A 17,662-nucleotide genomic window follows, 5' to 3' on the forward strand; every position below is an offset into this window, starting at 1 on the left:
CGGGGACTGCTTGGGGTCCTGCTGTGGTCCTGCCACCTGCTCCAACCTCTTCCACGGAGTGATCAAACTACCCGCGGTTGATGGGTGTTTCGGACCGGGACTGGTTCATTGACTCTGACGCGGAAGGTTCGGGGTTTTCGAGGTCCGTGACCACGCCACCAACATCGAGATCCGCAACGCGGACCGCGAACTCGCCGAACGAGTCGCGTACGCGATCAACCAGCGCTCCACCTGAGCGCCCAGGACACCAGAGGTATCGAGGGCACTGGTTCCGGCCGGTGCCTTTTCATTTCTACCGGTCAGAGAGGAAGAGCATCATGTCCCGTGAGTCCCTGGAGTGGCTGAACACGAACACGCTGATCGGCCACACCGACAAGCGCGGCACCGCCTGGCACCACCGGGCAAGCCTGCAGGGGGAGGAACCCAACCACTACCCGGGTCCGATCCCGGTCGATGACGTCAAACGACGCTTGTTCGGTTGGCAGGCGCTACTGAGCCCGGTGTACGTGGAGGATCCGCGCGGAGGGCTCGCCCAGGTCCCCGGGCGACAGGCGATCCTGCGCAGCGACAACGGCCACGTCATGGGCCTCTTCTCTGATGGCTACGAACCACACCCGTACGTGGAATGGCTGGTCGGCAACATCTCCCGCCTGCTGGACGCCGACCTGTCGATCGGATCGGCCGGACTGCTGAAGGGCGGCGCGGTCGCCTGGGTGTCCGTCGAGGTTCCCGACAACATCCACACCCCCGAGGGGGTGGAGTTCCGCCCGCACCTGTTCGGGGCGACCTCCTTCGATGGCTCTCTGGCCACCACCTTCAAGCGAGCGATCACGAATATCGTGTGTGACAACACGATGGCCGCCGGGCTCGCCGAACGCGGCCAGCAGGTCAAGATCAAGCACTCGCGGCACTCGAAGTTCCGGCTCACCGAGGCCCGCGAGGCGCTCAGCATCGTCTACACCCTGGCCGACGAATTCTCGAAGGCCGTCGGGGACCTGTGCCAGATCCCGGTCAGTCGCTGGCAGTGGAACGCCTTCCTGGACGCCCACGTCCCGATGCCCGGCCAGCGGGGCCGCAGCCGGACCATGGCTGAGAACAAGCGCGACGCCCTGGCCAGGCTCTGGAACCATGACCTGCGGGTGTCGCCCTGGCAGGGGACGGCCTGGGGAGTGGTCCAGGCAATCAACACCTACACCCACCACGAGCAGCACGTACGTGGTGCCGACCGGGCCGAGCGCAACATGCTGCGCGCGGTGACCGGCGGGGTCGACGACCTCGACCGCGACACCCTGCGCACCCTGTCCACGGTGCTGGACCGCTCGCTCGCCATCGCGGTCTGAATCCCATCAATGTCGTGGTTCGGCTCCCTGCCCGTGCCGGGAGCCGACCGGAAGGAGAGACCGTGCGGTGGACCTGCCCCCGCGAGGGGCGCTCCTGGACGCCCGTTGGACGTCCTGCGCGGCGGTCCCGGCGGGGCTCCCGTGAGAAACGACTCAGAAGCACAGAACAACGCGCGCTTCGCACCCGGCGGACCAGCTTCCGGTGCGGTGGCAGGATCCAGGCTGGTGACCAGCGTCACCATGCCTCGGGACAAGCCCTCCCCAACCCGGATCGGCAAGGAGGAAGACGAGCATGATGGTTGGAGAGTTGACCGTTGTCGGTGGCGGGCGGGTGATGCGGATCGTGGCGATCGGAGAAGTCCGGGACGACACGGCGACCCTGGTCTCGGCGGCCGACCCGGATGGGGAACGCGAGTACGGAGTGACGCGCGCGCTGGATCCGATGCCGACCGGGGCTGACGTGATCACGTGCATGGGTTGTCTGTGGAACACCCATCTGTGGACGGATGCCACCCACAGCAACCGCTCCTCCGGGCATAGGGTGCGACTGATCCGCTGCGCCCGGTGCTATGTGGATCTTCTTCACGTCCGTGACATAGAACTGCACGCCACCAGCGCCACCATCCGCCCTCACCACCTGCAGCGGTGAAGAGCCTTGCTCGCTGTGGATCGGAAAGGGGATAGGTCCCCTGCTGGGAGTCTTCACTGGAGAGGGCGACCGCCCAGAAGTGCCGTCCGCTGGGTAGGGGTTGAGCGTGGTTCCGACTTGGGATGGGGACGTTTGCCGACGGCCTCGCTCGGCATGCCAACCGCCTGTCTGATAGACGCCATACCGGGAAGCTTCTGAGAGTTCTGAGTGCATCCCGGGCACCCGCCTCCCGCAGCCGGGCCCGCGCAGCAGGTCGAACAGCCGTGTCAGCACGGGATCGGCTGGGTGAGTTGCCCGAGGTGGCCGGGAGCCCGCCGGACGAAGCGGATCGCCGTCCTGATCACGCGGCCCGTGAGGGCCGCGTGACCGGCCGGTCATTCGGTACGCAACTCGTCAGGATCGAGCGCGCGGCGCAGGAGTGGACGGGCGGCCCTGGCCACGAGGACTGCCGTCAGCACGCCGATCGCCGCCGTGGCGACCGCCCGGGCCGCCACCCAGCCGAGCGCGTCGAGGTGGTCGCGGTAGATGTCCGGGACGCTGAGTATCACCACGGCCGGGCCGGCGAGGGCGGTGACCAGGCACACCGGCACCGCCGCGGTGACCGCCTGGCGGACGAGGACCCGGCCCAGTGCCGCCACGGGCGCGCCCGAGGCGGCCAGGACCGCGAACGACTGCCGGTGGTCCAGCAGTTCCTCCGCCTGGTGGACGATGAGGGCGGCGGCCGAGGTGGCCAGCGCGACCAGCAGCGCGAGGTCTATGAGCAGGTAAGCCGTCATGTGATCGGTGTCGTAGCCGTGTTCCAGGATGATGGGAGCCTGCTGGGCGCCCACGGCGGAGCTGAAGAACACGGTCAGTCCCACCACCGACAGCGCGCGGGCCCAGCCGCGCGGGTCGGCCTCCATCAGCCGCGCCGCGAGCAGGGACTCCGCCGTCGCCGCGCGCCGCCCGGCCTGCCGCGCCGCCGCCCTGACCAGCCAGGCGGTGGCGAGCACCAGGCCGAACAGCAGGAGCACCGCGCCCGCGACGACGAGCAGCGCCACGCCGTACACGCCGCCGATCATGAACCGCCCCTTGTCGGCGATGCCGAGGGCGTACGCGCCGATCCCCACGACGACCAGCACCAGGTCGCGCGCCCTTGGCCCGGCCGGCTCGGCCCGCCGGACGACGCCCAGCGGCGAGGAGACCACGTGGCCTCCCGCTTTCGTCCCGGAGAGCGCGCCGGCGAGCGTCACCGCGATGAGGACCGTCACACCCTGCACGTACGAGATCAGCGGCAGCCCCCCACCCAGCGACCATGACAGCACCAGGGCGACCACCAGGTAGCCGGCGATGCCGCTCAGCCCGCCCAGCAGCGCCCGCCAGCCACCCTCGTACGCGCCGAGCCGCCGCACGTGCCGCGGTGTGGCCCCGGCCAGCCGCAGGGCCGCCAGTCGCCGCTCCCTGGTGGCGCTCGCCAGCCGGCTCACCTGGTGGACGAAGGCCATCACCGGGACGACCAGGATCGCCATGCCCAGGGCGGTCACCGCCTGGGCGTCACCGGTGAAGAAGTCACCGAGGACGCGGTCGTCCACCTGGAGCACGGTCACCGCCGCGCAGAGCAGGAAGGTCGCGAGCGCCGCCCCCGAGATCATGAGGCGCCCCCGTACCCGTTCGCGCCGCGACCCGCCCCTTACGAGCATGCGCATCACGGTGATCACGCGGTCACCCCCGCCGTGACCGTGCCGTCGCGCAGTGCGATCTCGCGGTCGGCGAACGCGGCCACCCGGTTGTCGTGGGTGACGATCATCACGGTGGTGCCGTCGGCGCGGGCGGCGCGTACGAGCGCGTCCATCACCCGCTCGCCCGCCAGCGAGTCGAGCGCGCCGGTCGGCTCGTCGGCAAAGAGCACCCGCGGGCCGGTGACCAGCGCGCGGGCGACGGCGATCCGCTGCGTCTGGCCGCCGGAGAGCTCGGCCGGGCGCTGGTCCGCGCAGTCGGCGACGCCCAGCCGGTCGAGCAGGGAGCGGGCCGATCGCAGCGACTCCTGGCGGCCGTGCCGGTCGAACAGCAGCGGCAGCGCCACGTTCTCGGCCGCTGTCAGCTCAGGGACGAGCTGCCCGAATTGGAAGACGACGCCGAAGCTGCGCCTGCGCAGGTCGGTGCGCTCGGTCTCGCCGAGCGTGTCGATCCGGTCGCCGTCGAGGCGGACCTCGCCCGCCTCGGGACGGATGATGCCGGCCAGGCAGTGCAGCAGGGTGGACTTTCCCGAGCCGCTCGGTCCGGTGATCGCGACGATCTCGCCGGCGTCGATCCGCAGGGACACGCCGTCCAGGGCGACGGTGCGGGCGAACGTCTTGCGCAGCGCGCGCGCCTCAAGCATGGGTGCTCTCCTTCAGGTCGGCCAGCCGTCGCAGGGCGGTCTCTATCCAGCGCAGATCGGCGTCGAGATGCTGGATCGCGTAGTCGGCGGCCAGCGCTTCGGCGGGGGATCCGCCCGCCCGCTCGGCGGTCAGCTCCCGCATCCGCGCCAGGTGCGCGGCCCGTTGCCGGAGGAGGTAACCGTCGGCGGCGTCGCCGATCGCGGACGCCACCACCACGCGGGACACGAGCTCGCTCGCCACGTGCGGAGCGGGTGGTTCCACGCTGTCCAGCCAGCGGGTGAGCTCGGTACGTCCCTCGTCGGTGATGGCGTAGACCGTGCGTTCCGGCCCGCCCTCCTGCACGGTCTCTGCGACCTCGGCGAACCCGTCTCGCTGCAGGCGCTGCAACGTCGCGTACACCTGGCCGTAGGCGAGCGGCCGGGCACCGGGAAGCCGGTGATCGTGCTCGCGCTTGAGCTCGTATCCGTGCTTGGGCCGCTCGACGAGCAGCCCAAGCATCACATGTCCAGTCGACATGGGCTCCAACTATACAGTCGAATTATACATTGAATGTATAGTAGCCCGGACGAAGTCGCGGAGAGACCGTCCGGGCCTGGCCCGGCCGATGGGGCGCGGCCGTGTGGTTTCGGGTCAGACGTGGGTGACCAGGAGGGTCACGCCCGCCTCGTCGCCGCAGTCGACGAAGACGGGGCCGACGCCGTTGCCGATCTTGGAGGAGAGGGTGGCCGTGGCCTTGAACCCCTTCGGGTCGCTGCTGAGGATGCGGATGTTCTCCAGGACCGTGTTGCCGTTGACCCCCGCCATCACGGTCTTGAGCTTCTCGCCTCCGCCGCAGTCGCCGGTGATCGTCACCTTTTGCCCGCGCCTCGTGGTGGGGTTGGGGCTGACCCGTACGACCGCCCGCGCGCCCTTCGGGGGCCGGGGCGCCGCCTTCTCCGCGGCGGCCGTGCCGGTCATGGTGCTCGTGCCGGCCTGGGCACTGCTGGTGTTCAGGCACAGCAGGCCGGCTGCCAGGCTCGTTCCGATGATCGCGGCCGTCATTCTCTTGTTCAAGATCTTCTCCTGGGAGACGGGTCTGTTGACGTGGCTGTGACTATACATTGAATCTATACATCGAATGAATAGAAGAGCTCGACGGCGCTTGAGCAATGGGCACCGGGATGACCCTCAGAAGGGTGCGGCCAGGTCGTGGGCGAAGGCGAGGCCGCGAGAAGGAGCGAACGGGTGAGGCGACCGCGCAGGACGAACCCGGCCCGCCTGGCCAGGCGGCAGAGCAGCTCTTAGTGGGCCTCGGCCCTTCTGAACGCTGGTGCAGTGGAGGATGAGGATGCCATGAGCGAGCAAGGTCGGAGGCGACATGAACGAGGCGACTGCGCATCTGCTGTTCGACGTAGTGGAGCGCATGGAGAAGAACATCATCGCGCGGGAGTGCCCGGCGATCGTCGCTATGCAGGGCGCGACCAAGCTTGTTCTGAGTGATTACGACTACCTGCGTGACATCGGAACGGCGGAGGCGTTCGAGGTCAGGGCGGCAGAGAAGGCCCTGGAGATCGACGCAAGTCGGTGGGTACTGGCCGTTCCGCAGGTGTGGTTGTTCAAGCCGCCGAGCACGATCGCCGTTCGGGCCGTCTCCAACCATCCGCTCCGTGAGGGGGAGCAGGAGGCCATCACCTGGATGAGCTTCGACCAAGAGGACGGCGTGGACTACGGGCGAGTGGTGTACGTACGCCGCCCGAGCGGGGAGCCCGTCTTCGAAGACCCGGAGATCTTCGAAGTTGGTGTCCGGCCGGAGGAGACCATGCCGGGCTTCGTTCTGCTGCAGCGAGGCCTGGCCGAAGAGTGAGGGCCGGCTCCAAGGAACCGGCCCTCGACCGGCTCGAATCTGTTGTTCGAAGGCAGACTGAAACGGTCGCTGTGAGCCTATCGCCTGCTACTGGGCGCCGCCCCATTTACACAGCACCCAGGCGCGTAGGTCGTTGTGGCCTAGTTGAGCACATCAGCCACGCGGTGCGCCCTTGGGTGTCCACGTCTGGGGCACCCAAGGACAGTACGGCGGGTGCCGAGCCAATGCCACGCCATCACGGATGTCGTGCTGGTTGTCACTGTTCATCCGGTGGGCCGTACGGCGCCGATGAACTCTCGTTCGCGGTAGGGGTCGCCTGCCCAGGTGTCGATGCGTACGGTGCTGCCGGTGGAAGGGGCGTGCACCATGCGTTTGGTGTCGATGGCGATGCCGACGTGGTGGATCGTTGCCGGGTTGGCCGGGTCGCGGGCGAAAAAGATCAGATCCCCGGGGCGGATCTGGTCTCGCGGGATGCGAGTTCCTGCGTTCCACTGTGTGGAGGTGTGCCCGCCGATTCGGGCTCCGGCATTGGCCCAGGCGTATTCGGCCAGGCCGGAGCAGTCGAACCCGTGGATGTGGACGCCGTGTTCGATGCCGAATGTGGGCCCGCTGGCGTTGCCGCCGCCCCAGGAGTATGGGGTACCGCGCATGCGCAGTGCGGCCTGTATAGCGATCAGCCCGCGTTCCGCTCCGGCCAGCATGTCAGGTGGCACCGCCATGTCGGGGAAGTGCTCGCACAGCCCCGCCGAGACGGGTTCGGGTCGCCCGGCCTGAGGTAGTGATGGGCTGGCGTCGTCACACATCGCGTCGGCGGTGGTGACGGTGACGTGAGTGCCTGCCGCTAGTCCGGCGAGGAGGACGACGCCACCCATCAGAGCGGCGGCTGCGCCAATGATCGGCGCCAGCCCGGTTTCCGCGATCAACTGCGTGCCCCCGGTAGATGCCAGTGGTCGGCGAGTTCGGCTAGGCGCAGCCGTGTGCCTCGGCGATCGTGCGGGAGCCAGATCGCCTCATGAGGGCAGGGGCTGGTGACAGCTGTGGCGCACGGCACGGAGGTCTGGCTGGCACGGAGTTGGAGGCGCTCTTGCAGGTTGCTCTCCCGGCGCGGGGAGGAGGTGAGGAACAGGACAGGTGTGGTGATCTCGGTGGCCGTGGTGAGGGCGGCGTAGCCGTCCAGTTTGGCCACAACGCGGCCGATGGTTTCCGTGCCGGTGTCGTATTCGAGGAAGAAGTCCACCGTTTGGCCGTTCTCAGTCCAGCGACCGTAGGCGTCGGGGCGGACGTGCGTCCCCCACTGGATGGCGCAGAGCCTCTCCGGCCACCAGGTATGCAGGTGGCATCCGCTGGTGTGGCGAGCTGTGCCGTAGAGATGGGCGAAGACATCGTTGGTGCCGACGGTGTGAGCCAGACGCTGGCTGTGAGAGACGGACAGGACGCGGTCAGGGCGGTAGCCGAACTCGGCCAGATCGGTACCGTCTTCGGTTGCCAGGACGGCGGCACCGGACTGGCCGAGCACATAGTGCCAGGGTGCCGAACCGGTCGGTGGTTGAGGGCGGAAGCGATCCAGGACGCTGATGTGATGCAGCTTGACCAAGCGGTGGCGTGCGGTCGTCGGATCATTGAAGGCGATGCGGGTGATCTGGTGGCTGGTCAGGACTTTATGGGTCCAGACCAGCCGGATCAGGTGCCGGTCGCGGCTGGTGAGCTGGCTCGCGAGTGACGCAAGGACGCCGGAAGTGTAGTGCTGGTTCATTGACCTTCCTCTCTCGTGTTGGATTGCTGGCGCGGGTCGTTCTGCGGCAGGGGTACAGGGCGGGCGGGGGCACGGCCGTGGGCTTGGGCGGCGGCGGCCCGGATGCGTTGGGCGAGCTCGGGGTCTGGGGTGGGGAGGGGACTGGTGCGCAGGGTGAAGGGCGGGGTTTCGGCGGAGCGGACGATGAGGCGGGCGGCGGCTTGGTAGGCGCCGAGGTTGGCCAGGTCGTGGCGGGTGAGGTATGGGCCGAAGTGGTGTTCGGTGTCGCGGGCGTCTTCGGGGGAGAGGGAGAAGTAGATCTTGTTGCGGGCGTCTGAGCTGATGGCTTGGGTGAGGTCGCGGGGGAGTTGGGCCAGGTGCTGGTGGGCGAGCACGATTGAGAGGCCGTAGGCGCGGGCTTCGGCGAGCATTTCGGACAGTGCGCGGGGTAGGTTGAGGAAGTTCTGGGTTTCGTCCACGTACAGGGCCGAGGGGGCGCGGCTGCGGCCGAGGCGGGCGCGGTGGGAGGCGGCCTGCCAGACCTGAGCGAGCAGCAGTGAGCCGAGCAGGCGGACGGTGTCGTCGCCGAGTACGCCTTTGGGCAGGCGGGCCAACAGGATCTTGCCGTCGAGGACGTCGCCGATGTTGAGGGTGGATTGGGCGGAGCCGAGGATGTCGCGGACGAACGGGCGGAGCAGGAACGCCCGGAGTTTGTTCATGATGGGCGCGGTGACGTGGGATTGGGCCTGCTCTGACAGGCGTTCGTACCAGGTCCAGAACCCTGCCAGGAACGGGTCGTTCAGGTTCCCGGTGAGCTGATGGCGGTAGGCGACATCGGTGAGTAGAGAGGGGATGTCGGCGAGAGTCCCGCCGGTGTGGGACAGGGTGAGGGCGCAGCCCCGGAGGATGTCGTCGCTGCGTGGTCCCCACGAGTCGGCGTAGATCTTGTGGAAGATGCCGACCAGGTTGTCCACCAGGGTGTCCTGGTTCGGACCGTTCAGTACGTTGAGTGCGGGCCGTGAGTGCGGGTCGTCGGGGTCGATGAGTGCGAGGCGCTTTCCGGTGGTTTCGGGGAGGAGGCCGAGCAGGTCGGCGACCAGGTCGCCTTTGGCGTCGATGACGGCGACGCCGCGTCCGGCCTGGATGTCGGAGCGGATCATCTGGGCGAGCAGGGTGCTCTTGCCGGTGCCGTTCGGGCCGAGGATGTGCACGTGATGGCAGGAATCGGGTACGCGGAGCGCGACCGGCCGTTGGTGGCCGGCGTCCGCTGTACCGAGCACCTTGCCCTGCTGGGCGATCTGTGGCGTGGGGGCGACGGTGTTTGCTCCGGCTCGTTGCAGGCCTGGGACTGCGGGATCGGTCGGTACGTGAGCGAGCGCGGCGAGCTCGGGAATCGACAGCAGGAAGCCGTGTCCAAGACGGCGGGACGCGAGTCGTTGCGCCGGTCGGAGCAAGCGGCGTCGTTCCAGTCGGTTGTGCCCGGAGTACAGGGCGAACGCGGCGGCGATCGCGTGCGCCCGTCCGCGGATGGTCTGGCGGCGGAGCCTAGCCATACCGCCGTCGTCTGCTTGGACGGCGTAGCGGATGACCACTTCATAGCGGGGTTTGAGGGCTTTGTCCCGGATGGCACGAGCTTCGGCATACTGCTCCAGCCGTTGAGCGTGATCCAGTTCCCGGTGCGGACGGGAATGGTTGGGGAGGACGAGATCGAGGGCGGTACGCAGCAGTGCGACAGGGGGCCCCGGGCGGGAGAGGCGGCGGCCGGTGACGGGGCGGGCCAGGATCTGCACTCCGGCGTGTTGCCAGGTGGGCATGCCCACTCCGGCGCCGAGAAGGGCTCTGAGGGGATCGTGGTCGTGATCGTGCCGGATCGGCAGCCGCTCCTCGCGGGCGATCACGAACTGGCTGCCGGTGGCAGGTCCGCTCAGCGGCACTGGCGGCGCCGCGTCCACCACGGTCGTACGTGCGGAGGGCCAGGCGGCCTCGACCGCGTGATCCACCAGGTGCTGGGGTACGGTGCCGGGGACCCACATGAGGATCCGGACCCCACCGGCACCGAAGTGGTACTCGAAGGTCAGGTGCGGCTGGCCGAACAGGATCCGCTTCCACGCTGGTCGCAGCAGCCCGAGCAGGTTGCCCCACAACGCCTCGGCACCTTGCAGGTCCGCTACCGGCGGCGCCGAAATCTCCAGACAGCGTGCCCCTTGAGCCTCGGCGTGGTGGCGCAGCCGTAGGAGCAGGAACCGGCCCAGGCTCGACACCAGCACGCTGGACAGAGCAAGGACCGCCACCTGCCAGCTATGCCTGCCGAACCACTCCAGTACGAAGTTCAGCAGGACGTCCGGGTTATTAAGAAGATCGTGGAGCGTCACAGGTCCTCCTCTTCGTACTGGGCGAGTTCTTGTGGGGAGGAGGTCACGAGGCGGTGCTCGCTGGCGCTGGCCAGGACGTGGAACGCGACCCGGGAAGCGCCGGAGTCCGCAGCCAGCAGACCGGTGCCGCGTTCGGCGGACAGCAGGAGATGACGTTCGCCTTCTGACAGGTTGAAGGCGGCAGTGACCGCGTCGATGGCTTGGGGCGCCTGTCGCAGCAGGATTTGCGTGGCCGAGTTGGCGATGATCGCCTGGCCAACTGGGGAGCCGAGCAGGTCGGCGGCGTCCTGGGTGACCACCGACAGCCCGGCCCAGTGCTTCCGGGCCGCCTTGGCCATCCGGAGCAGGAACTTCGCCCCCTCCGGATCTTTCATGAGCAGCCACGCCTCGTCGACCACGACCAGCCGCGGACGCCGCATGTCCGGGTTCGACACCCGCCGCCAGACGGCATCCAGGGTGAGCAGGGTGCCGACGGCCTTCAACTCTTCGGGCAGATCCCGCAGCGAGAACACGATCAGGTGGGAGTCGGCCTGAGTGGTGGTCGGCCCGTCGAAGAGTCGGCGATGGCTACCTGCCACGTATGGGGCGAGCCCGGCGGACACCTCGGAAGCCCTGGGGTCCTCGTCTTGGGCAAGCGCAGCTACCAGATCGCGCATCAAGGGCGGGGGCCGATCCCAGGTGGCCGGGTCGAAGGTGATCCCAGCCTGTTTGTACGCGGCGAGGATGGCCCGATCCAGTGCTGCTTTGCCCGCCTTGTCCAAGGGTTCGCCGAGCATGACAGCGACCAGCGTGTGCAGGAACAGCACCCTGCGGGTCAGCGAGTCCCGTCCGTCGGTGGGTAGGTCGAAGGGGTTGAGCTGGACGTCGGGCGCGCCAAGGTGGAGATAGGCGCCGCCCACGGCTTCGCACAGCCGGGCGTACTCGTCCTCGGGGTCGATGACCGCGACCTCGACTCCGGTGTAGAGCGAGCGCAGTCCCTCGAGCTTGGCCAGGTACGACTTGCCGGCCCCGCTGCTGGCGATGATCGCGGAGTTGTGGTTGGGCTGGGCGAACCGGTCCCAGGTCACCAGGGAGGCGCTGGCTGCGTTCGCCCCGTACAGGACGGCGGTCGGCCCCATTGTGGTGGTCAGGTCCGGGCTGGTGAAGGGGAACGCGGCGGCCAGGGCAGGGGTATCGAATGTCCGGCTGACGTTGAGGTTGTCGAAGGCCACCGGTAGCGAGGACACCCACCCCTGGAGTTGGCGGAAGGCGACCTGGCGAGCGTCCAGGAGCAGGGAAGCCGCCAGGGCGCGAACCTGGGCGCAGCCCTCGTCCAGCTCGTTCTGAGTGGCCGCGTGAACGGTCAGATAGATCGAGACGCGGAACAAGCGGGCCTGCCCCCGCGCGATCCGGGACGCGAGTTCCTGGGCGTCCTCGGCGGCCACCTCGGCGCTCGGATCGAGGAGACGCCCGTGCTGCTGGTCGCTGCGTAGCCCGGACTCCAACCGGGCCAGTTGCCGGCGCAGCCGATCGGCGGCCACCAGGGATGGCACCGGATCCACGTGGAGCGACACGTCCAGACGCCCGGGATAGGTCAGCAGTGGCTCCAGCCACCCGGAAGCGACCTCCCGCGGATATCCGCTGATTGTCAGTGTGGCGCACAGCCCGCCGCTGACTCGCAGGTGAGACGGGCTGACCAGGACCGCGTCCGGTCCAAGCCTGCCGCGGACTGGTCTCGTACGTCGAAGCTTCACTGTTGTTCTCCCTTTGTGATGACCTCGTCAGATTTGGCGAGCTGAGCGGCGGGCGGGGGTGGCGCGGCCGGGTCGAAGCAGGACGCCAGCAGGGCGTTGGTGGCCTCGGCGTTGAGGAGCCGGACCGTGACCCCGCACGCCGACAGCAGCCGCGTGGCCTCCTCCACCCGTCGCAGCGTTCGCGCCGCTGCCGCGTCCTGCCCGCCGTTGGATGGTTCGCGGACGATCAACAGGACCTGGCGGCGCAGCAGGTCATGCTGGGCGGACAGCTCGGCCAGGAACGCGGCATGCTCATGCGCGGCTGCCGTCAACGCTGGATGGGCGAGAGCTTCGGCGCCCTCCACCAGCTGGTTGATGGTCGGTGCGAGGTCCACCCGCTGGGCGCGCAGCAGGATCTGCGCCGGCCCGGACAGCGAGCTGAGCCAGCGTCCGAACGTCGCCACGAGCGCGTCCTGCTCCTCCGGTGTGCGCAGCGCGAAGCTGACCGTGGACACTTCCGCCACCGCGGCGACGCCGTCCGGGCCGAGATCGATCAGTCCGTCACCGACGATGCCGCGAGCAGGTAGCCGCAGCGGCGCAGGTCGGGCAGTGGAGCGAGAGGCCACCCACGCCGGAGCGGCAGGAGTCTGCTCGGGTGAAGACGCCAGGGCCTTGGGCGAGACCAGGTGGCGCAGCGCGGCCAGCAGGTACCGGTCCAGCGGGACGCCATCGCGCCGCCCGATCGCCAACAGCAGTCCCACCACCGCGACCGGTAGAGCTCCGGCAGCGAACACCAGCAAGTCGATGTGCTGACCGGCGGTCAGGTAGGCGACGTACAGCAACGCCCCCGTGCCACCGAGGATTGCCACCTGACGCGCGGTGCAGCCTCCGACGATCCGATCGTCCTGCTCGACGTCAGCGGGGATCCGTACCGGCCAACTCACTTGCGTTCACCTCCCGCAGCAGGCGGAGTAGGCCGCCTGGGGCTCGTGGTGCTGCTCGGATAGACAGGCGGCAGGAACACGGCAGGCGGAACCGGAGGGCGGCCAAGCGGGGATGGATGCTGGGCATTGCGAGACCCCTGACCCGAGCCAGTAGGGCCGTTCACGGGACGAGGCTGTTGCCACCTTGATTGGAGGCCAGCCCCCCTGTTCGTGATGTGAATCGGCGGTGTGGGCGATGAGTGTGTGATCAACGTCGGGTTCCGCGGTTGGCCCGGATGCCGATTACCGGCCTGAGGGTGTCTGGCTTGACGCGGTCCGCTGCGCGGGCCCGGTCCGGTGGGCTGACGAGGGCCGCCCGCACCGGCAGGACCCGAGCTGGAAGGGCCGGGCGGACGGCGTGGGGGCAGTACTCTGCCCTGGATCCCCTGCGCCGCCCGAGAACCCTTCGGGACACGGCCGCGAGCGCCTCGGCCCAAGTGCAAAGCGTTGAGTACAGGCGAGGTGAGCTTGTAGGCCAGGGCGTACTTGAAGATTCGTGTGATCGTCGAGCCGCCCCCCGCCGTCTGAGCGAAGATCCGGCGCGAGATCCAGCGCGGAATACGCACCAGGATGATCAACAGGCAGAGGGCCAGGATCAGGTTGATGAGCTGGCCGGATGGTGCGAGCCCGTGGAGTAGGCCCCCGTCCTGGTTGAAGAAGATCCGTACTGCCGTCACCAGCGTCAGTGACTGAGCGACCTGAGCGATCAGCAGGCCGGTGAAGGCGCGCCACCAGAACCGGGCTATTCCGTCGGTGTAGGGGAGTGCCAGGCAGGCCAGTGCCAGAGGCGCGGCCACCACCAGCAGGAGCACCAGCGCGGCCCGCATCACGAAGGCGATCAGCAGCAGGATCATCAGGATGACCGCGACCAGCGCGAGCAGGATGTAGAAGCTCTCGCCCTGCGTCGCAGGCAAGATGTTGGTTTGCAGCGTCGTGAACGCGCGCCGACCATCGAAGTCCTGCCCGAGCAGAGCCTGTGACAGCGCGTTGGCCAGCTCGATGATCTTGCCGCAGATGGTGAAGCTGATGTTGGTGGCCAGGACGGCGACCAGCAGGCGGGGCAGCACCTCTTTGACCGCGTACCGGGTCTGGACCGTCTCATGCCCCATCGCCGCGATCGCGCCAACGGTGGCCAGCAGGACGAACCCGCTGTTGGCGATCACAGCGCTTGCCTGCCACAGGTCGAACACGCGGGCGTTGCCGGACACGTCCGGGGTGGAGAGCAGCGTGACCGCGAGGACCTTGAGTATGGGTTCGATGGCCAGCGTCACCAGGTTGGCGAACCACGAGTTGACGAAGCCCCCGATCCAGTCACTGATGCCGAACCCGAATCCAGGAGTCTCGATGGAGACATCCCCCGGCGATGGCGACGGCACTGGGGAAGGAGACGGTGTGGCGGCGGCAGCAGCGGCAGTCATCGTGGCAACGCCACCGGCAATGACGGCAGCGGCAACAGCCAGCCGCACCACGCGCCACTGAACGGAAACGCCAGTCCTTGGGCGCGGCAGGCGAGGTCGGTCCATGGCGACGCTGACCGAGAGCGGCGCGTCCCCCTGAGCGGAAACGCTGCCGATCGATGACGACTCACTCGGCCGTCCGGAAGCGGTGGCAACCGGAAGCGGCAAGCGCGGTGGAGCAGGCGGGGTGCGGGCAGGGTGTGGCATCGGGATCAACCGCCCACGATTCGCTTGAGCACGCTCAGGAAGAGCGGTGCCAGCACGGCCAGGGCGTAGCCGAACGCCGCCGCCTTCAGCGCTCCTTTGGCCTTCTGAACCTCGCCGGGGTCGCCGCCCGCGATCAGGTAGCGGAGCCCGCCGATGGTGAGCATGAGTGTTGCCAGCGTGGCCAGCATGCCGATCAGCCAGTTCCGCAGGTTGTTGAACACCGTGTTCAGGTCCGCGGGAGCGGCTGCCACCGGGTAAGCGGCCAGCGCCTTGGTTGCCACCACGGCAACCAGCAGGACGGCGATTGCCGCAGCGGCAACCAGCGACGCGGCAAGGGCACGCACGTAGCGCTTCCTGACCCGGCGCTGCCGCGCGGCATGCCGCCGCCTGGCCCGGCCGACAACGGATGGATGATTGGGGGAGATTCGCGCGGAGCCAGGGATGGTGTCCCCGCCTCCTTTGCTGTCGGTTGCTGTGTCTGCATCCGGAGTTGCCTGACTCCGCGCGGGATCCGTGGGCGCTTCCTCCAGATCAGAGGAAGCGGTCGGGGGATGAAGGGAAGTCGCACCGGCCTGTCGCCACCGCGGCAGGACCTGGTCCGTGGACGGCTTGTGGGTTGGGCGCAGGGGTGTGCGCTCCAGCTGGGTCAGGCTGATCAGCTCGGCCTCGTGCTCGCTGAGCACGCCGTCGGCGATCGCGTCGATCAGCACCAGCTCGGGGTGATGCCAGGGGCGTGGGGCGGCAGGCGGCGGCTCACCCGCCGGAGCCCTGCCGATGATGTAGCGGCGGGTGCTCTCGCCAGACCAGCGGGCTGCTTCACACAGGCGGGGACGGATATCCGCCAGTTGCGTGTCCACGCGATGCAGCCCGCGCAGGAAGCCCGCCAGGACTGCGATGTCGATATCGACCGGGTCCCCGCAGGGCAGGTCCCGGGTCAGTGAGAGCGCGACCCGGCGAAGTGCGGGCATCGCCATCCCGACGGCCGCGACCGTCCAGGACGGTCCGGATCGGCGAGCCCGTACGACGAGCTCTCGCCAGACGGCATCCCGCGCGTCATCAGTAACCCCATGGCTGGTGAGCAGTTCGCGTAGCTGCAGCAACACGATTGGCCCTCGGGGCAGGCCGGGCGCGAGCGCGGTGCAGTCCAGGGACAGGCTCCCCGGGCCGGTGGTCAGCAGCCGGAACGAGGTCTCTGCGGTGTCCAAGGGCGATTCATCAAGGCGATGAGCGCTCATGTCGTACTCCCGGTCGAGCGTGAATCTCTGTGGTCTCGAAACCGGTGTACGCACCTGCTCAGAAGCGACTGAGAAACGAGTTAGGAATCCGCTCAGAAATTCGCCAGAACCTCACACCCCTGAGCGAGTTCTGACTCCGGCCGGGCGGCCTTCTGGGGCCCTCAACCTGGCTTCTGAGCGGACTCTGAGCGTGCTGCTTGCCTGGTCACCAGCCACTCGGGCCCGTCCTGTGGACACGGGTGGCACGCATCCGGAAAACGTGTCCCGACAACAACAATGGAGAACTGCGATGAGATTCGCGCTCACGCGCAAAACGACAGCCTGACCATTCCGGCCTGGCGGCGGAACCAGCACCTGACGACTTCTCCAGTCACCATCCAAACGGCGCGGGCATTCACCGCCTGGACACACCGCCACCTCACCCCGCCGGCGGAAGCCGAGATCGTCCTCGGCGTTCATACCGGCAACGGGACCCTGGTGGGCGTCGTGTTCGTCAGCGGCTGGAACTCCGACGACGAGGGCACGGCCGAGATCGTCTGCCTGTCCACCGACGGCACGCCCAACGCCTGCTCAGCCCTGCTGGGCGCCGCCCGGCGGGCAGCACGGGCAGCGGGCTACCGGCGGCTGATCGCCCGCACTCGCCCCGACGAGCGGACCGCCAGCCTGCGTGCTGCCGGCTTCCGCCCCGTCGGCCAGCCCCACGGCTCGCGGAGCGCTGTCCACAGGGTGTGGGAGGCCGGCACGGCGGGGAGCGGCCGATGACCGCCCTGCGCGAGCCGTACTGGAGCGACGGGCAGGCGGCCATCTACCACGGTGACGCCCGCCAGGTGCTGGTCGAGATGCCCACGGGCTCGGTGGACTGCATCGTCACCAGCCCGCCCTACTGGGGACTGCGGCACCACTGCGACGGCCAGTACGGCCAAGAGCCCACGATCGAGGCGTACGTGGAGACCCTGCGCTCCACCTTCGCCGAGGCCCGCAGGGTCCTGGCAGACGAGGGCACCTGCTGGCTCAACCTCGGTGACGTCTACACCGCCAACTCCGACGGTTGCGCCCGCGGAGCCGCCTTCAACCCACGCCAGCCCCTCGTACGGCCCAAGGCCCGCCGGTCGGCACCGCCGAAGAACCTGCTCGGCATGCCCTGGCGGGTCGCCTTCGCCCTCCAAGCCGACGGCTGGATCCTGCGCAACGCCATCGTCTGGCACAAACCGAACGCGATGCCGCAGTCCATCCGAGACCGACTCTCCAACCGCTACGAGCTGATCTTCCTACTGGTCAAACAGCGGCACTACCGGTTCGACCTGGACCCGATCCGCGAGCCGTACACCGGAGACCGCCCGATCTCCAGAAGGGCCCGCTCAGGCGGCAACAAGCCGAACAGCATCACCACCGCCTGGCCGCCACCCGGCAAGTACGGCATGACCGGCAAGGAGGCGGCAGGCCCCCGCCACGGCGCGGCCATGTGCCCTACCGGCAGACGGCATGCCGCCGCCCACCCGAACGGCAGGAACCCGGGGGATGTCTGGTCGATCTCCACCCGTCCGCTCCGGGCGGCACACTTCGCGGCCTTCCCGATCGACATCCCGCTCAAGGCCATTGCCGCTGGCTGCCGCCCCGGCGGCAAGGTCCTGGACCCGTTCATGGGCAGCGGCACGACCGGCATCGCCGCCCGGCAACTCGGCTGCACCTTCGCCGGCATCGAGTTGAACGCCTCCTACTGCGACCTGGCCCGCGCCCGCCTCACCGACGCTGGGGGCCAGGGTGTCTGACCA

At 68.7% G+C, this 17,662-nt stretch carries 16 protein-coding genes; 5 read left to right on the plus strand and 11 right to left on the minus strand.

Annotation, left to right across the window (positions count from 1 at the left end; translation table 11 throughout):
• Positions 1 to 317: 317 nt before the first annotated feature.
• Entirely contained in the window at positions 318 to 1,340 is a 1,023-nt protein-coding gene (locus ABGB18_RS35685) for a DUF932 domain-containing protein (RefSeq protein WP_347700075.1), read from the plus strand.
• A gap of 307 nt (positions 1,341 to 1,647) precedes the next feature.
• Positions 1,648 to 1,989 carry a hypothetical protein gene (locus ABGB18_RS35690; protein ID WP_347700076.1) on the plus strand — a complete coding sequence of 114 codons (342 nt, stop codon included), beginning with the start codon at positions 1,648 to 1,650 and terminating at the stop codon, positions 1,987 to 1,989.
• A gap of 374 nt (positions 1,990 to 2,363) precedes the next feature.
• Here ABGB18_RS35690 and ABGB18_RS35695 read toward each other — a convergent pair whose 3' ends face one another.
• The 4 genes from ABGB18_RS35695 to ABGB18_RS35710 all read right to left on the minus strand — a co-directional run bounded on the left by ABGB18_RS35695 (position 2,364) and on the right by ABGB18_RS35710 (position 5,402).
• Positions 2,364 to 3,686, minus strand: coding sequence for a hypothetical protein (locus ABGB18_RS35695; protein WP_347700077.1), 1,323 nt, complete (start codon positions 3,684 to 3,686; stop codon positions 2,364 to 2,366).
• Positions 3,683 to 4,348 carry an ABC transporter ATP-binding protein gene (locus ABGB18_RS35700; protein ID WP_347700078.1) on the minus strand — a complete coding sequence of 222 codons (666 nt, stop codon included), beginning with the start codon at positions 4,346 to 4,348 and terminating at the stop codon, positions 3,683 to 3,685. The genes ABGB18_RS35695 and ABGB18_RS35700 overlap by 4 nt, the downstream gene beginning before the upstream one ends.
• The gene (locus ABGB18_RS35705; RefSeq protein WP_347700079.1) at positions 4,341 to 4,865 is read right to left on the minus strand and encodes a PadR family transcriptional regulator; all 525 of its coding nucleotides are present in this window, start codon (positions 4,863 to 4,865) and stop codon (positions 4,341 to 4,343) included. The genes ABGB18_RS35700 and ABGB18_RS35705 overlap by 8 nt, the downstream gene beginning before the upstream one ends.
• A 114-nt stretch (positions 4,866 to 4,979) precedes the next feature.
• A complete protein-coding gene (locus ABGB18_RS35710) occupies positions 4,980 to 5,402 on the minus strand; it encodes a hypothetical protein (RefSeq protein WP_347700080.1) in 423 nt (140 codons plus the stop codon).
• Between the two features lie 304 nt (positions 5,403 to 5,706).
• Between ABGB18_RS35710 and ABGB18_RS35715 the strand changes: the two genes are divergently transcribed.
• Positions 5,707 to 6,192: a hypothetical protein gene (locus ABGB18_RS35715; RefSeq protein WP_347700081.1), complete on the plus strand. Its 486-nt coding sequence runs from the start codon at positions 5,707 to 5,709 to the stop codon at positions 6,190 to 6,192.
• A gap of 263 nt (positions 6,193 to 6,455) precedes the next feature.
• Here ABGB18_RS35715 and ABGB18_RS35720 read toward each other — a convergent pair whose 3' ends face one another.
• The 7 genes from ABGB18_RS35720 to ABGB18_RS35750 all read right to left on the minus strand — a co-directional run bounded on the left by ABGB18_RS35720 (position 6,456) and on the right by ABGB18_RS35750 (position 15,890).
• Positions 6,456 to 7,064 carry an NlpC/P60 family protein gene (locus ABGB18_RS35720; RefSeq protein ID WP_347700082.1) on the minus strand — a complete coding sequence of 203 codons (609 nt, stop codon included), beginning with the start codon at positions 7,062 to 7,064 and terminating at the stop codon, positions 6,456 to 6,458.
• Positions 7,065 to 7,111: 47 nt separating this feature from the next.
• Positions 7,112 to 7,945, minus strand: a complete 834-nt coding sequence (locus ABGB18_RS35725; protein ID WP_347700083.1) for a replication-relaxation family protein — start codon at positions 7,943 to 7,945, stop codon at positions 7,112 to 7,114.
• A complete protein-coding gene (locus tag ABGB18_RS35730; RefSeq protein WP_347700084.1) occupies positions 7,942 to 10,296 on the minus strand; it encodes a TraM recognition domain-containing protein in 2,355 nt (784 codons plus the stop codon). Before ABGB18_RS35730 ends, ABGB18_RS35725 begins: the two co-directional genes overlap by 4 nt.
• Positions 10,293 to 12,029, minus strand: coding sequence for an ATP-binding protein (locus ABGB18_RS35735; RefSeq protein WP_347700085.1), 1,737 nt, complete (start codon positions 12,027 to 12,029; stop codon positions 10,293 to 10,295). The genes ABGB18_RS35730 and ABGB18_RS35735 overlap by 4 nt, the downstream gene beginning before the upstream one ends.
• Positions 12,026 to 12,952 (minus strand): PrgI family protein, encoded by a 927-nt coding sequence (locus ABGB18_RS35740; protein WP_347700086.1) that lies wholly within the window; start codon positions 12,950 to 12,952, stop codon positions 12,026 to 12,028. Before ABGB18_RS35740 ends, ABGB18_RS35735 begins: the two co-directional genes overlap by 4 nt.
• Entirely contained in the window at positions 12,949 to 14,457 is a 1,509-nt protein-coding gene (locus tag ABGB18_RS35745) for a conjugal transfer protein TrbL family protein (RefSeq protein WP_347700087.1), read from the minus strand. Before ABGB18_RS35745 ends, ABGB18_RS35740 begins: the two co-directional genes overlap by 4 nt.
• A gap of 203 nt (positions 14,458 to 14,660) precedes the next feature.
• Positions 14,661 to 15,890: a pilin gene (locus tag ABGB18_RS35750; RefSeq protein ID WP_347700088.1), complete on the minus strand. Its 1,230-nt coding sequence runs from the start codon at positions 15,888 to 15,890 to the stop codon at positions 14,661 to 14,663.
• 276 nt (positions 15,891 to 16,166) lie between these two features.
• Between ABGB18_RS35750 and ABGB18_RS35755 the strand changes: the two genes are divergently transcribed.
• On the plus strand, positions 16,167 to 16,652 hold the full coding sequence (locus ABGB18_RS35755) for an XF1762 family protein (protein WP_347700089.1): 486 nt from the start codon (positions 16,167 to 16,169) through the stop codon (positions 16,650 to 16,652).
• On the plus strand, positions 16,649 to 17,659 hold the full coding sequence (locus ABGB18_RS35760) for a site-specific DNA-methyltransferase (protein WP_347700090.1): 1,011 nt from the start codon (positions 16,649 to 16,651) through the stop codon (positions 17,657 to 17,659). Before ABGB18_RS35755 ends, ABGB18_RS35760 begins: the two co-directional genes overlap by 4 nt.
• Positions 17,660 to 17,662: the final 3 nt, after the last annotated feature.

The organism is Nonomuraea sp. B12E4 (assembly GCF_039871825.1).
Taxonomy (GTDB): domain Bacteria; phylum Actinomycetota; class Actinomycetes; order Streptosporangiales; family Streptosporangiaceae; genus Nonomuraea.